The 15463-nt window shown below is 49.7% G+C and carries 15 protein-coding genes and 1 pseudogene; 5 read left to right on the top strand and 11 right to left on the bottom strand.

Going from position 1 to position 15463, the window contains the following annotated elements; all coding sequences use genetic code 11:
- Positions 1-12: 12 nt before the first annotated feature.
- Entirely contained in the window at positions 13-207 is a 195-nt protein-coding gene (locus KNP99_RS12485) for a hypothetical protein (protein WP_088837867.1), read from the bottom strand.
- A 184-nt stretch (positions 208-391) separates the two neighbouring features.
- On the opposite strand from KNP99_RS12485, the gene KNP99_RS12480 reads away from it, so the two are divergent.
- Positions 392-871, top strand: coding sequence for a glutathione peroxidase (locus KNP99_RS12480; protein ID WP_214807144.1), 480 nt, complete (start codon positions 392-394; stop codon positions 869-871).
- A gap of 57 nt (positions 872-928) precedes the next feature.
- Here the strand turns inward: KNP99_RS12480 and KNP99_RS12475 are convergent, their stop codons facing one another.
- The gene (locus KNP99_RS12475; RefSeq protein WP_088837869.1) at positions 929-1498 is read right to left on the bottom strand and encodes a hypothetical protein; all 570 of its coding nucleotides are present in this window, start codon (positions 1496-1498) and stop codon (positions 929-931) included.
- Positions 1499-1600: 102 nt separating this feature from the next.
- Positions 1601-2651, bottom strand: a pseudogene (locus KNP99_RS12470) (glycerate kinase).
- Positions 2652-2787: 136 nt separating this feature from the next.
- Between KNP99_RS12470 and KNP99_RS12465 the strand changes: the two are divergent.
- Together KNP99_RS12465 and KNP99_RS12460 are read left to right on the top strand one after the other, a co-directional pair.
- Positions 2788-3489, top strand: coding sequence for a zinc ribbon domain-containing protein (locus tag KNP99_RS12465; protein ID WP_088837871.1), 702 nt, complete (start codon positions 2788-2790; stop codon positions 3487-3489).
- Positions 3486-4124 carry a hypothetical protein gene (locus KNP99_RS12460; RefSeq protein WP_088837872.1) on the top strand — a complete coding sequence of 213 codons (639 nt, stop codon included), beginning with the start codon at positions 3486-3488 and terminating at the stop codon, positions 4122-4124. Before KNP99_RS12465 ends, KNP99_RS12460 begins: the two co-directional genes overlap by 4 nt.
- 92 nt (positions 4125-4216) lie before the next feature.
- Here KNP99_RS12460 and KNP99_RS12455 read toward each other — a convergent pair whose 3' ends face one another.
- Complete coding sequence (locus tag KNP99_RS12455) at positions 4217-5116, bottom strand: Gfo/Idh/MocA family protein (protein ID WP_214768933.1); 900 nt, start codon at positions 5114-5116, stop codon at positions 4217-4219.
- Positions 5117-5275: 159 nt separating this feature from the next.
- On the opposite strand from KNP99_RS12455, the gene KNP99_RS12450 reads away from it, so the two are divergent.
- Both KNP99_RS12450 and KNP99_RS12445 read left to right on the top strand, forming a co-directional pair.
- The gene (locus KNP99_RS12450; protein WP_088837874.1) at positions 5276-6526 is read left to right on the top strand and encodes an SH3 domain-containing protein; all 1251 of its coding nucleotides are present in this window, start codon (positions 5276-5278) and stop codon (positions 6524-6526) included.
- Between the two features lie 143 nt (positions 6527-6669).
- Positions 6670-7281, top strand: a complete 612-nt coding sequence (locus KNP99_RS12445) for an AmiS/UreI family transporter (protein ID WP_251133096.1) — start codon at positions 6670-6672, stop codon at positions 7279-7281.
- Positions 7282-8497: 1216 nt separating this feature from the next.
- Here the strand turns inward: KNP99_RS12445 and KNP99_RS12440 are convergent.
- The 7 genes from KNP99_RS12440 to KNP99_RS12410 are packed head-to-tail and all read right to left on the bottom strand — an operon-like array spanning position 8498 to position 15459.
- Entirely contained in the window at positions 8498-9388 is an 891-nt protein-coding gene (locus KNP99_RS12440) for an LCP family glycopolymer transferase (RefSeq protein ID WP_214846202.1), read from the bottom strand.
- A 28-nt stretch (positions 9389-9416) separates the two neighbouring features.
- Positions 9417-10160, bottom strand: coding sequence for a hypothetical protein (locus KNP99_RS12435; protein WP_088837877.1), 744 nt, complete (start codon positions 10158-10160; stop codon positions 9417-9419).
- Positions 10161-10183: 23 nt separating this feature from the next.
- Entirely contained in the window at positions 10184-11338 is a 1155-nt protein-coding gene (locus tag KNP99_RS12430) for an aminotransferase class I/II-fold pyridoxal phosphate-dependent enzyme (protein WP_251132457.1), read from the bottom strand.
- A complete protein-coding gene (locus KNP99_RS12425; RefSeq protein ID WP_214846204.1) occupies positions 11335-12402 on the bottom strand; it encodes a lipid II:glycine glycyltransferase FemX in 1068 nt (355 codons plus the stop codon). The genes KNP99_RS12430 and KNP99_RS12425 overlap by 4 nt, the downstream gene beginning before the upstream one ends.
- Entirely contained in the window at positions 12383-13003 is a 621-nt protein-coding gene (locus tag KNP99_RS12420) for a sugar transferase (protein ID WP_214846206.1), read from the bottom strand. Before KNP99_RS12420 ends, KNP99_RS12425 begins: the two co-directional genes overlap by 20 nt.
- A 15-nt stretch (positions 13004-13018) precedes the next feature.
- A complete protein-coding gene (locus tag KNP99_RS12415) occupies positions 13019-14128 on the bottom strand; it encodes a glycosyltransferase family 4 protein (RefSeq protein ID WP_214846208.1) in 1110 nt (369 codons plus the stop codon).
- Positions 14116-15459 carry a nucleotide sugar dehydrogenase gene (locus KNP99_RS12410; RefSeq protein ID WP_088837882.1) on the bottom strand — a complete coding sequence of 448 codons (1344 nt, stop codon included), beginning with the start codon at positions 15457-15459 and terminating at the stop codon, positions 14116-14118. Before KNP99_RS12410 ends, KNP99_RS12415 begins: the two co-directional genes overlap by 13 nt.
- Between the last annotated feature and the right edge of the window lie 4 nt (positions 15460-15463).

Raw genomic sequence — 15463 nt, 5'->3', positions numbered from 1 at the left:
TTTGACCGATGATTATGATTGCTCATTCATTTTAGCTTGGACCGTCAAAGGAGCTAGCATCGTTACCCACAGGGCAACCACTCCAGAAACAAGAATCACAATATCGCGTTCGAATCCAAGGGTCAACAACGTAATACAACTTGCGACCAGTACGAGACAGAGCGTCGCGATCATGACATGACGCGATTGTTTCAACATTTTTCTCATGTGGCATCTCTCCTTTCCTTCCATACTCGCTTACCATTCTAACAAAGATCAGGCCGCTTGTGGGGCAGTGACACGGGATTGACGACGCTTTGTGACGGAACTGTCATCTGAAAGTTTACGTTTTCGGCGCTTCAGACATTCATTTGGTACACTGTTAGGTAAGACAAGTTAAGGGGGAATTTTTTTGTTACACGAACACTCATTCACACGCGTCGACGGTACGACAGCGACGTTAGACGACTACAAAGGACAAGCTTGGCTGATCGTCAATACCGCCAGTAAATGCGGCTTGACGCCACAATTCGAAGGACTCGAACAATTGCATCAAACGTATCGCGATCAGGGTCTCGTCGTTCTCGGTTTCCCGTGTAATCAATTTGCCGGGCAGGATCCGGGCACGGATGAAGAAATCCAAGAATTTTGCCAAATCAACTACGGTGTCACGTTCCCGGTCTTCTCAAAAGTCGAAGTCAACGGCGCGCAGACCCACCCCTTATTCGCCGAACTAAAAGCAGCCGCACCAAACGCAGACGGTGCGGACGACGTCGAATGGAACTTCACGAAGTTCCTCGTCACGCGAGATGGTGAAGTGACACGTTTCTCACCGAAGACGAACCCAACTGATTTGACAGCAGCCATCGAACGCTTACTCGTTCGTGTCTGAACATGAAAAGACCACCGGCCGGATTCTTCAGCGAATCTGACCAGTGGTCTTTTCTATTTAAGGTGTGCCCGGTTCAAGGTGTCCTTTAATCATCTCTTCCGCGAGACGTGTCACGTCCTCGACATCACGCATTTCTGTAAACGAATGTCCCCAGACGTCAAGTCGTTCGATTTCTTCGATCGGCTGCGTGCTGAAACGTTCGCCCGTCGGTTCAAATGAACTGGCGATCGTCGACTCAAACGCGGCATACTTTAATAACCACGGTTTGTCCGTCAACAACTTCACGACCTGCTTCGGTTGTTTGAACGCGACGTCGCCGACCAGTACGACGGGGTCAAATCGCTCATGGAGCGGGTGCGTATATTGGACAGACACGACGAGCGCATGTTGGACATGCTTGTCATTTTGTCGGATGTACGACCGCGTCAAAAAATGTGGGACAAGTGACTCGGCACTATCTTTTGTCTGATGGATGCTTAAGCCATGCTCGGTCTGTACAAGATCAGGAAGAATCGGTTCGTACCCTCGATTCGCCAACTGCTGGTCCAGCTCTTTAAATAATAATAGTGTATGTTCGACGAGTGCCCGCACTTGACGAAATGACAGTTGAATCGATTGATTGATCATGAATGTGACCTGCCTTCCAAATGATATGGTAATATATAGTCTTTTACCCAGCTTAGACAGGCTTCATTCCTATTCTTTGAAAATCGTGCTAAGATTTCGAATTCACGTATTTAATCGACGCGTGATTTGCTCAGCACGACGAGCGAGACGCAAACGGGATAATTCGCTGTCTAACGTGATGCATTCGTCAGCATCATGAATCGATTCACAGATTAAAGCTGGCGCGTATCGACGTTCGACATGACCAGCAAGTATCACGCATGGTACTAAAGCTTCATTCGCCCGCTCGGCGACGATTGCGGGTAACTTCCCTAGTGCCGTTTGCGCATCTACTTTCCCTTCCCCTGTCCAGACGTAATCTGCCGCTTCGAGCCGTTGATCAAACTTAATCTGATTCAACAAAAAGAGTGCTCCAGACAAGATATCCGCCCCTAATGCCGCAGCAGCTCCACCTAACCCGCCTGCAGCACCAGCACCTGCGACTTCGTTGACACTGAGTATGTTACCGATTCGTTCGAGATGAACATCGAGCACATCAATTTCTCGCGCCGTCAATCCCTTTTGTGGTCCGAATACTTTCGCTGCCCCGTGCTTTCCGGCATAAGCAGCTGTTACATCTGCCAACACGTGAAGTTTGACGGCAAGCTTTGGCAAGATGATGTGTTCCGTCTCGAATAAAGGGTTGTCCGTCCAAGTAATCGGTTGACTTCGTCCGTCAAGCAACATTGCACCGAGTTCATACAAAAATCCAAGCCCTCCATCCGTCGTCCCTGTCCCACCGAGTGTCAAAAAAATTTCTGTTACCCCTGAGCACGAGTCGCCCGACGCCTCTCGTATGAAGAGTGATCGGCAAATCGGTTGCTCTAACCTGTCCAAGACCACAAACTCTCGCCACCTCGATGATGGCTTGTTCATTTTTCCTGGTATATTGTGCCCGAATCGGACGACCTGCTAAATCGATTGTTTCTGCTTCTGCTTGAACAAAGCCGTTTGCAAACAGCATCTCAAGTGTTCCTTCTCCTCCATCTGCTCCCGGGCTCCAGTCAATCGTCGCCTCTCGATCCCCTTGTAAAATCCCGTTTTGGACGGCCAACGCTACTTCCTCCGATGTCAAACTGCCTTTGAAACTATCGCCGATGATAAAATGATGCATCCGTTATCCCTCCTGACGTTTTTGATTCAATCGGACATCGTTTTTTGATTCCGCTTCCAGTTAATGTTATTATGGACTTAATTTTCATAATATTTTTTTGTTTGAAGAAATTATTTTCTTACAGGAGGTCTGTCGCATGGAACGCTGTTCGCTTTGTGGAACACCTTTAAAATCACAGGATACAGCTTGCTCCCATTGCCAGCATCCTGTGACTGAAAAAAAACGATTACATATGTCATCCACTTCATCGTCACACGTATCAAAGAAACGACATCCTCTGCTTTGGACGATTGCTGTCATGACGGTTTTCGTCATCTCTTTCGGTGCCTGGTCTTGGTTCGGTCCGACGACGGCAACGAAGATCGACAATCCGTCGAACGTCCAACCAATCGCCTTATCTGAATGGACAGATGAGGACAGTGCTTATAATCAAACGTATTCAAAAGAGAATCCACCGACTTCATATGAAGTCCTAAAATTCGTTCGCCAATATACACAAACAATCCCGGAGCTCGTGACGTACTCCGCAGCAAATGATTCGCTTGAAACGTTTGCTGCGATTCAGTTCACAACGCTTGAGGCATTCCAGTCAGAGTTCGATGCCCTTCGCGCAATCGTCGCCGTAAGCGATCATCCAATCACGCCACTCCCGCATACGATTGATTTCAATCAGTTCCATTCAAAAGGGACGACATTCGAAGTCGAGACGACAGAAACGTATAAGATCGCTACCGTTCCGGAAAATCAGTTCGTGACGTATGACGTTCACTATACGGTTCGTCTGCATACCGACCACCTTCAAATCACGACCATCACGCGAAAGGAGGTCAACACATGAAACGATTGCTCTTATTGGTGCCCTTCTTTTTGATCGGCTGTACATCAGATCCAACAACACAGATTCAAGATGAGCTGGACAACAATCAATATACAAAAGCGGTCGATTTATCGACCGATCAAGACGAGATGAACGAGCCCGCCCGTTTGATGGTGCAGCTCGAACAGGCATTAGCCAGCTATCGTTTGCAGGATGTCGTAACCATCTCAAAAAAAATTGAACAGCTTAATCTTCCGGATGACCATACCGTTCGTGAACGGGCCGTCTCAATCCGTCTCGGTGTCGATGCGTTGTTACAGGACCTGTCGCGCCTCGAAGCGACCTACCGAGTCGATCGCAGTCTGTTGGATACAGGAGTGTCCGAAGAAAAATTTGACGGACAAGGTGACATCGAAATTCGATTCGATGACGAACACTCCCTGATTGCGACCTTCCTCTATGATGACTTCGGCATGAAAGAAGCACCCCGGCAAGGAACAGATGAAATCCGTTTTGAACCAGATTTGACGGCCCGCGTCCCTTTATCAGAAGGTGTCATCTCTTACCGCTTCATCCGCACGACCTTAAAAATCACATATGAAGGCCCCGGCGGAAAACGGATTTATTACTTGAAGCAACTAAAAGATGATGCGTAAACAGACAGATGACAAAATGGGACTATTCCGATAGCTGGAATAGTCCCATTCGTCTGCCAATATAACGCGAACAAGAAATGTCGTGTGATTTTTTATAACTTGGCGACGACTTCCGCACACAATTCATGGGTCGCCAAGCTGTCTTCCGCTGTAACGGACGATGACGGTTCACCATTAACGCTCGCAATAAATGCATCGACCATCTCGACGAATCCGCGCCGCTTGAGTGTCGCTTCCCAGTTGTCAAGCGGACGACGGAGCGTGCCTGCTTTCGTTAATTGATCGACCGACGTCACGTCCGTCGCAATCCGTTTTTCATGTGGTCCCATGACTTCGACACGTTCTTCTGTCACACCATTATTCCGGTTCATGATTCCGATTGCCGTGATCCCGTTCGCTTCGAACTGGATCGTCACGTGATGCAGTAAGTCGTCGACCTTTTTCCCGCGGACACTCAAGTTTTCGATTTTACCGCACCCTGTCAAAAAACGTAACGTATCGACGACATGGACAAAGTCGTCAAAAATGAATGATTTCGCATCTTCAATGAACGAAATCCGATTTTTTTGCATGACGATTAGATTCGGTTGTTCGACTTCTAATAACGTCCGGTGTGCCGACGCGAAACGTCGATTGAATCCTGTGATGAAGTGTAAGCCTTTCTCCCCTGCTAATCGTGTCAGCTCACGAATTTCCTCGATTTCCATCGAAACGGGCTTATCGATGTAGACATGGATGCCTGCTTCGAGCAGTTGTTTCGCTTGCATCGCGTGCACTTTCGTCGCCGAATGAATCATCGCCACGCCAATGCCTGCTTCCGTTAACTGATCGATCGATGTCAGTGTCCCGGCAAAACGATACGCATCACACAGTTGCTTCGCCTTGTCTTGATTTTCCGAGACAAGATAAATGTCTAAGTCGGACCGCTCCGCGTAGACCGGTAAGTACGCTTTTTGTGCAATATCCCCAAGACCAATGACTGCAATTTTCATGAATAAATCCCCCTCAGTTCTTTCTGTTCTACTCATTCCCTATGATACGTAGTTTCATACCTGGCGTGTAGAAAATTCTAGTTTTTTGAAAAAAAAGAGAATTTCCTTTTTTTGTTTTATGCTAGAGACATATTTGAACAAGGAGGGAATGAGATTTTTATGAAAGTATCGCTCAGAATTGGACTGACACTGTTACTGCTCGTCGCCCTATGTCTTCCGGCATTACCCGCACAAGCTGCCAGTTACCAGGTCGTCGTCACTTCGACGATCGGGGCGAACGTCCGAACGAAGCCGAGCACGAGTTCATCAGCGACCATCACGCGTCGCGCTCCGTACAAAGCGAAGTTCACAGCAGTCTCGTACTCAAACGGTTGGTACAAAATCAAAGATGGTAGTGCGTACCGTTACCTTTCGAATCAAGTCGCGAAAAAAGTCACGGCAAGTTCGACGAAAACGTATAAAATCATCGTCTACTCGAAGTATGGTGCGAACGTCCGTACATCACCAAGCACCGCGTCCTCTAAAAATATTAAACGGCTCGCTACATACAACTCGAAGTTTAATGCCGTTTCCTATTCGAATGGTTGGTACAAAGTAAAAGGGAAAGTGAACTATTATTACGTCTCGAGTCAGGTCGCGAAAAAAATCTCGACAAGTGCACCTGCGACTTCAAGTAGTTATCCCGTCGCCTCGATGCGTTATTTCAAACTCGGCTCCTCAAGCTATGAACTGTCAAAAGCCAGTACGACGCGCCGTTATCCGGCAAGCACGACAAAACTGTTGACGGCCCTCGTCGCTTATGACGCCGCTGCCAAAAAAGGAACGCTCGATCAAACGTTCACTTTGACCTACTCTATGCTCGCCGTTCCTGCCGGAAGCAGCACGGCTGGATTCCGTTCGGGTGATAAAGTCACACTCCGTCAACTGTTGAATGGGATGTTGATTCGCTCCGGCAACGACGCTGCAAAAGCCATCGCCATCCGTACGGCAGGTTCTGAATCGAAGTTCGTCTCGTTGATGAACAGTCGTGCAAAAACAATCGGTATGGCGTCAAGTCACTTCATGAATCCGCACGGCTTCTATCATGCGAGTCACTATACGACAGCAGCAGACATGCAAAAACTCGCTAACACGTATGCTGAATACAGTTACTTGATGACCGTCAGTGGCCGAAAATCATACAAAACGACCGTCAAAGGACCATACGCCCGGACGTTGACGTGGTACCATACGAACACGTCGCTTCCAAACGAATCGCGTGTCTATGCGAGTAAGACGGGGTATACACCAGAATCTGCCTATACGCGTGTCTTCTTCATTAAAAAAGGTTCGACGCGCTACGGCCTCGTTACGTTGAAAGGAACACTTCCACAAACTGAAACGACATTACGCGCTGTCTTAAACCGTTAATCGCCCGTCCCCTAGGAGACTTTCTTCGGAAACGCTTCTAGGGGATTTTTTTGTTCCGATTCCCTTTAAAATTTCACTTGCATTGGAAGCGAATTCATCATATGGTTAAAGCACAATCAGACGTCTGACGTCTCAATGGAGGTATGACCGTGGGAAATGTAAGTTTATTATTTGGGGGCGTTGCGCTCTTTTTAAATAGTTTGTCCTTGTTTGGAAAAGTTGATTTAAAGAGTGCCGGTGTCTTCAGTTTGTTGACAGGATTACTACAAACGTTCGTTGCGACGTTGCTCGTCATCGGTGCAGCAGGTGATCCGATCTTGACGTTCGGCTATGCGAGCATTTATTTGTTTGCCTTTACGTATCTGTATGTCGGCATCACGTTCATCTTCGGACTCGACGGGAGCGGCGTCGGCTGGTTTTCCCTGTTCGTCGCCATCGCCGCATTTTTCTATGCCGGCGTCAGCTTTAGCGCAGGCGACTGGATGAGCGGAACGACGTGGTTGTTCTGGACACTCTTATGGTCGATGTTCTTCATCGGAATGGGACTGAACCGTAATGTCGATGCATTGACGGCACGCGTCGCACTCGTCCTCAGCTGGTTGACGTTGATCGTACCTGCACTCGTCGGACTTCGTTTCGGTACGGCAGGAAGCAGCTACCAACTGTTATGGAGCGCAGCTGCCATCGTGACCGTTCTCTACTTTGTTTACTCGGCCTTGAAATTGTGGCCGCTTCGCCGACCCGTCCAATCATGATGTCCGACACATGCTACTACAAAACGCGCTGTTCCCTTGACGCTTACAGGGAATAGCGCGTTTTTTGGTTCGTAAGATATCCGCGTTTCTCGTCGCGCGTTCTCTTCCCGAATCATCTCCGAGCGGCAAGCTTTCGCGCCGCTTCGTTTCACTGCAGGGTCGCTCCTTCTTGCTCTTTCGCTCGAAAGCGATTCGTGTCAGGAAACGCGACGCATCACAGTCTTTCTAGTGTTTCCTTCTATCAGAAAAGCTAAAAAGATTTGCTTCATCGTGACTCCTACGGGAAAAAGCACAAGGTGACTTGTGCTTTCAGAGGCAGGCGAGACCCTGCCCCTTGACCTGTAAGGGCAAGAGGCAACGGCTTGCGCCTCACCCGAGGAAAGCACGGGAAGCAAAAATCTTTCGCACCATTTACATTGATCAACTACGTTTTTTGGTTCGTAAGGTCTCCTTTTATTCGGAAAGCTAAAAAGATTTGCTTCATCGTGACTCCTACGGGAAAAAGCACAAGATGACTTGTGCTGTCAGAGGCAGGCGAGACCCTGCACCTTGACCTGTAAGGGAAAGGGGCAACGGCTTGCCCGAGGAAAGCACGGGAAGTAAGAATCTTTCGCACCACTTACATTGATCAACTACGTTTTTGATGTATAAGACATCCCATTTCGCATCACTCAATCCTTGGGTTTCCTTCTATCAGAAAAGCTAAAAAGATTCGCTTCATCGTGACTCCTACGGGAAAAAGCACAAGGTGACTTGCGCTGTCAGAGGCAGGCGAGACCCTGCCCCTTGACCTGTAAGCGAAAGGGGCAACGGCTTGCGCCTCGCCCGAGGAAAGCACGGGAAGCAAGAATCTTTCGCACCACTTACATTGATCAACTACGTTTTTGATGCATAAGACATCCCATTTCGCATCACTCAATCCTTGAGTTTCCTTCTATCAGAAAAGCTAAAAAGATTTGCTTCATCGTGACTCCTACGGGAAAAAGCGCAAGGTGACTTGCGCTGTCAGAGGCAGGCGAGACCCTTCCCCTTGACCTGTAAGGGAAAGGGGCAACGGCTTGCGCCTCGCCCGAGGAAAGCACGGGAAGCAAGAATCTTTCGTACCACTTGCATCGATCTACTACGATCTTTCCCGCCACTTAACTCCACTTTCCGATTCGGAAGATGTCTTGATCCCAAGCAAAAACCCAGACACCGTTCACTTTAAAACCCCGCTCTATCTCAACGATTGTTGCAAACTCGTTTGCACCTCTTTCAGTGACTCCGCCGTCGGATGCCAGTAATAAATCTGATCCGACTCGATTCCACCACTTCCCTCGAGCGATAACGTCTCGACGTTCTTCAAAGCATCACGGTAGTCTAACGCAATTTTCCGGACGACCGGAAACGGGACGTTCGTCTTGACGTTTTCACCGAGCACGCTGAGTACGTCGTTAAAGCGACTGAGCGAAAAATCTGCCGTCAATTTGTCTGCGACAGCCTGAACGACTTGACGTTGACGGATTTGACGACCGAAGTCTCCTCGAGGATCGTCGTAGCGCATCCGTGCATAGGCCAACGCTTCTTTTCCGTTCAAGTCGAGCTGCCCTATCGGAAACTGCATCTCGTAATACGAAAAATCGATGTCATTCGTAACACGGACACCGTCAACTGCGTCAACAAGATCCGTAAAACCCTCGAGATTGATTTCAGCAAAGTAATCAATTCGGATATCGAGTAGGTTCTCGACCGTATCGATTGCCATTTCAGGCCCCCCGAAAGCATAGGCATGATTGATTTTATCGTGTGAGCCATTTCCGATGATTTCTGTTTTCAAGTCACGAGGTATGCTGAGCATCTTACTTTCCCCACTCGCAGGATCAATCGTTGCGACGATGATCGTATCGCTCCGTCCCGCCTCATCTCCATGCTGGTCGACCCCGAGCAAGAGAAAGGAAATCGTTCGTTCTTGTTCGACCGCTTCAATCGCTTCGACACTTGCCTCGACCGGCAACTGGACGTCTTCGAGCGTCTGACTCGCTTGATGGTAGACATACCCACCTGATCCGAAGAGAACGAGCAGTCCGATGCCAATGACGGTCAAGACAATCCACTTCCATTTTTTCATATCTCCATCCCCTTCGAATCAAGTCGATTTACGAATCTTGTTGGTTCATAAGCACCATGATTGCATTGCTCCAACTCCCGAACAGGGATGTGATGACACCAATACTCGGTACGTCCTGTCCTTCGCTAAAACGTTGGTAGCTCGCAATCGTCAAATGCTCCGTCTCGTATCTGGCTCGCCCTAACACGAGCAATACTTCCTCTTCCGTCCACCGTTTTCGCGGAAGTTCGATGCCGATGATTTCTAGCGCATTCGTCCATGAACCGTACCGTCGTGCGATTGTCGCTACCGTCGGCCGATTTTTTCCGACCGCCCATTTCGTATAGGCTTGACTCGTTAATGTAGGTAATGCTTCCTGTGCTTCCAGTAATGATTCGATGATCCGACGTTCCATCTCCTGGACCCGTTCCTTCAAAATGTCTGCTTCTGATAATGCCTGCTGCCACGAGTTGAATTGATGGACGATATCGGTCAAGCTCGGCGCCTGATGCCGTTGCGCCCACTCACGATATGTCGCACTCGTGAATGGTTCGAGTTCCGCTTTCGCCGCTCGTAATGCCTCGATGATGTCGGATTTTGTATAAACCACTCGGATTTGCCCGATTTCAGCGCGTTCCAGCGCGATTTGCCAAGATCCAAATAACATCAGGATTTCCGCGACGGTCGGATACTGGGTATTCAGTTGCCAACGAAAATAGGTATTTGCCGTCAGTTCATTCTTCCCGTTCGCAGCGAGACGGAGTGCTTCGATCGCTTCCTCCAGATCGCTCATCACGATGTCTCCCTCCCACACATTCATAGCCGAACGTTGCGTCGAACATCCTCAACAATACCTTGACGAACGGAGCGAATCACGAGTGCTTGTTCCGTAAACGTCATCTGTGAGGCGGACGGCAGACAAAGTCCTTCAGCAAACAAGCGACCGCTGACATCAATCCCGTCACTTGTAATGAACGGGACATCCCGGTAGACCGGTTGCAAGTGCATCGGTTTCCAGACCGGTCGTGACTCGATGTGATTCTGTTGTAAGCGGATGATCAATTGATCCCGTTGTTCCATTCCTCCCGGTAATGTCAAAGCCGTCAACCAGCGATTGGCGCGACTCCCTTCAACCTCTGCTTGGTACTGTGTGGCGTCGAGCATGTCGAAAGCCCGCGTATATCGCTGAAAGATTTTCCGGCGTGCCGCGACGCGATCTTCGATGACTTCGAGTTGTCCGCGTCCGATGCCGGCTGAGACATTACTCATCCGGTAATTAAACCCGACTTCTGTATGTTCATAATGAAGGACCGGTTGCCTAGCTTGCGTCGAGAGATAAAACGCCCGTTCAATCAAATGCGGATCGTTTGCGACAAGCATTCCGCCACTTGATGTCGTGATGATTTTGTTACCGTTGAACGAATAAATTCCGAACGTCCCGAATGTCCCAGTCATTCGACCGTTGATCGTCGAACCGAGTGATTCGGCTGCATCCTCAATCAACGGAACGTCATACTCGGCGCAAATCGCACTCAACTCTTCAATCTTTGCGACGACCCCGTATAAATGGACGACGATGACGGCTTTCGGCAGGCGTCCGCGTGTCGCGGCTTGAATCATGGCTCGCCGGAGTGCCGCGGGTGACATATTCCACGTCTCCTCTTCCGAATCAATCAGGACAGGACGAGCACCGACGTAACGAATCGGATTGACGGAAGCAACGAACGTCAACGACTGACAGAAAACATCGTCGCCCGTCGTCACACCGAGTGTCGCCAAGGCGAGGTGAATCGCTGCCGTTCCACTACTTGTCGCGAGGGCTGCCTCTGTTTTGGTATATGCGCGCATCCCCGCTTCAAAGGCTTCAACGTTCGGTCCGAGTGGTGCAACCCAGTTCGTTTCGAGTGCTTCCGTGACATAGCGTGCTTCTTGACCACTGAGGTGCGGGATCGATAGTGGGATTTGCTTCATGATGTTTCCTCCCCTCTTGATGACAAGTGACGGATCGGTGTGCGATAGACGGGAAACCACTTACAATCGTTCGCTGACGGGTACTGCGTTAAAAACGTCCGATTCAATTGTTCATACACCACTTCGTCAAGAATCGACGTCCCGATCGAAAAGAACGTATGCGCTCCCTCACTAAAGGAACGTTTATATAATAAAAGACTGTCTGATGCATCTTGTGAAGTACCGCCCCCAAGATGCATCGCAACCATACCTTTCTCCTTTGCACGTCGCATCATCTCTGCGAATAACAACTGATTCGGCCGAACCTTTAACTGGCTCGGATCGGACGCCCCGAGGTGATAATGGGCGAAACGACTTCCATATAAGACGATGCACCCGGCGATGATGTGACCATTTAATTCTGCAACCAATACTTCGGCGTCGAGTGTTCCTGATAACAGCTGTTTAAAGTATTCATCCGTAAAGTAATACCGTGGTGCTGCCTCGTGCTTATCCATCGTCAAGCGGTAGAGGTGTTTAAATTTCTCGTACTCTGTCGGTGCGGCGACACGGATCGTGACGCCTTCCCGGACTGCTTTTCGTACATTGCGCCGTGTCATTTTTGAAAAGTCACCGAGAATCGCTTCATATGAATCCGTCAGCTCCACCGTCACGGTCGCTTGGAGTCGCTGCGTCGAACGGCACCAATGCTTTCCCAGTTCGACGTTTTGTAAGAGTGGATGGAACCGAATCGTTTCGGTGATGATCTGTTCCGCACGACAATAGTCGAGAAAACGTTGACGGACTTCGCGGATTTGATCGAGTGACCAAAGCCCAACGAAAATCGGTCCCCCGTATCCGTAGGGTGTCGTGATGTCGTGATATGACGTTCCATCGATTGGTCGTTTCAAATAAGGGTAGATCAATGTCCCGAATTCTGTCGGATAGAAGAACATTTCGGGGATGCCTACTTCTTCAAGTGCGAAGTAGGCATGTTCGTAATAACAATCGAGGCGATACTGACTGACGAGTGCGTCCCATTCGGTCGGATCATGGATGAGTCGTTCATCGCTTAGCGACATCATGGGAAACACCTCCGTCAAGTCCTTTGAACTCGCCCATCCCCGTCTGATGTTCCGTCGAGTTCCCTTCTGAGGAGACGACGATTTTTATTGTCTTCATGAGAATATAGAGATCGAGACGAAACGTCTGATGTGCCGCGTACCATTGATCTTGTTCGAGCCGCTCTTGCCACGTCGTCGCGTTCCGCCCATGAATTTGTGCCCAACCGGTTAGTCCAGGCAACACATCATGCCGCGTCATCTGCTCTTTCGAATAGTGGTTCAAGTAACTGACGAGAAGCGGACGCGGTCCGACGAAACTCATCTGACCGCGGACGATATTGAAAAATTGTGGGATTTCATCCAGGCTGAGCCGCCGAATCCATTCCATCGCGTGCGGGATCCGTTGTTCGTCTGGGAGTAAGAGGCCATCCGCATCCGTCTCGTTCGACATCGTCCGGAATTTATAAATTTTAAATAACTGTCCGTGATAACCAGGACGAACTTGATTGAAGAAGATCGGTCGACCGAGCTTCGTATAAATGAACAAGGCGACGAACAGGTAAACGGGGAGTAAGATGAGAATCGCGACTAGGCTGATTGTGAAATCGAATGTCCGTTTCATGATGACTTCCTCCTTTTACATAGTCGAAAAGAGATCGAGTTGTCGTTTGATGACATCAGCTTCGTTAAAATGTTTCATTGCCCGTTCGAATCCGGCCCGTCCCATCTCTGACGCCTGTTGCGGGTGTTTGACAAGATCACTCATTCTTGCTGCCAACTGCGTTTCGTCATGGACTTCGACTAAATAACCGGTCGTGCCATCGATGACTTCTTCCCGGCAGCCGCGGATGTTCGTTGCGATGACCGGTTTCGCCGTCGCCATCGCCTCGATGATTGAGCGCGGGACCCCTTCTCGGTGCGATGGCAGGACAAAGGCATCGACTTGTTGTAAAAGTCGTGGCACATCTTCAACGAACCCTCGATACTCGATATTCGGAATCTCGCGTAGACGTTCGAGGAAACGATGTTTCGTCGTTTGATCCCGTTCGCTCTCCATCATTTCACCGGCGATGATCAAGCGGACATCCGGGTCTTGCGACACGACGTTTTCAAAAGCATTCAGAAGTTCGAGCACTCCTTTTTCCTCGACGATCCGTCCGATGAACAGGAAGGTGAAAGCTTCGTTTCCTTGTCGCGTCTGTGGATAGAATCGGGTCAAATCGATACCGTTCCCTAAATGCATCAACCGTTTCGTCGCCTTAAAACGTTTCCGGTTTGCCAGTTCATAATCTTCCCCGCTTTGGAGCAGGAGGTAATCCGTCGCGAAACGGGCGAGCCATTTTTCGACGGAATAGGTCAATTGATACGTCACCCGTCCCATCTTTTCATGAAAGTAAAAGCCGTGTGCCGTGTAGACGATATGCTTCGTCCCCGCTCGTTTCGCTGCGACCCGTCCGAGCGCTGCCGCGACCGGTGTGTGGACATGGACGGCGTCATAGCGACCCGTCTTTAAAATGTGAACGATCGAGCGGACAGTCTTCCAATTACTCGTCCAGTCAATTTTCCGTTCAATCGGAATGTCATGCATCGCAAAGCCTTGTGCTGCCAGCTTGTCAGAGGCTCCCGTGTCGGCACAAGCAATCCCGACATCATGCCCTGCGTCGCGCAGCGCAAGCAGTAACGGTTGCAGCATCGTTTCAGCTGTCGTATCAAGCGCGCAAACTTGGAGAATTCTTAAAGACGCCATAAGTGCACCCCTTCCGGTTTTTCAGCTGGTGCGAGCATCCCTTTGATGTCGACGACGACACCACGCCCCACTTTGAGTAAGTGTTTCGCGAGTAGCCAGTTTCCTTCGACGTACTCTTCATGACTGACGGCGAAGATGACGACGTCGGCTGGTTTAAGCTCTGTCATGTCGAGCAGATCAATCCCGTATTCGCGTTTCGCTTCATCCTTCGAGACAAGGCGATCGGTCACTTGGACTTCAATTCCGAATTCTTCGATCTCCTTGATTAAATTCGCGACTTTCGAATTCCGGATGTCACTGACGTTCTCCTTGAATGAAAGACCGAGGACAGTAACGCGTCCGCCGAGGACCGGCATGTTTTGTTTGATTAGATTTTTGACGAGTGATGTCGCAATGAAGCGCCCCATCGTATCGTTGATGCGTCGCCCGGCAAGGATGACTTCCGGATGATAACCGAGCGATTCAGCCTTCATCGTCAAGTAGAAGGGATCGACCCCGATGCAGTGTCCTCCGACGAGGCCTGGTCGAAACGGAAGGAAGTTCCACTTCGTCCCTGCTGCTTCGAGGACCTCGAGCGTATCGATGTCCATCCGGTCGAAGATGATGGCAAGTTCGTTCATCAAGGCGATGTTTAAGTCACGCTGCGTATTTTCGATGATTTTTGCCGCTTCTGCGACTTTGATCGATGATGCCCGGTGGACCCCCGCCTCGACGACGGCTTCGTACACTTCTGCGACAACATCGAGCGTTTTTTTATCCTGTGCTGAAACGATTTTTTTAATGGTCTTGAACGTATGTTCATGATCCCCCGGATTGATCCGTTCCGGTGAGTAACCGACGAAGAAGTCGACGCCTGCTTTAAGACCCGAAGATTCCTCAAGGACCGGGATACAATCTTCTTCCGTCGCCCCCGGATAGACGGTCGACTCGTAGACGACGATGTCGCCTTTATTAAGCTGGCGTCCGACAAGTTGTGACGCCCGTAAGAGCGGCGTCAAGTCCGGTTGATTTTGCGCATTAATCGGTGTCGGTACGGCGACGATGATGAAGTCACTCGCTTGAAGTGCCGCAGCATCCGTTACATAATTGACGTCCGCATTTTTTAAAGTGAACGGTGTCAGTTCGAGCGTCGCATCGACTCCTTCACGAAGTTCCTGGATGCGCTGTTCTTTAATGTCAAAACCGACGACACCTGTCTTTTCACCGAAAGCGATGGCGACCGGGAGACCGACGTAGCCGAGGCCGACGACGGCAATTGAACGGTTGGCGATGGGAAGTGATCGTGTTTCGGCTGCTGTCGTATCTGTGATGTGTTTGACTGCCTTATTCATGATG

This window comes from Exiguobacterium sp. s95, assembly GCF_018618655.1.
GTDB classification, from domain to species: Bacteria; Bacillota; Bacilli; order Exiguobacteriales; family Exiguobacteriaceae; genus Exiguobacterium_A; species Exiguobacterium_A oxidotolerans.
The sequence above is the reverse complement of the archived record's forward strand: the minus strand, read 5'-3'. Positions and strand labels throughout refer to the sequence as shown.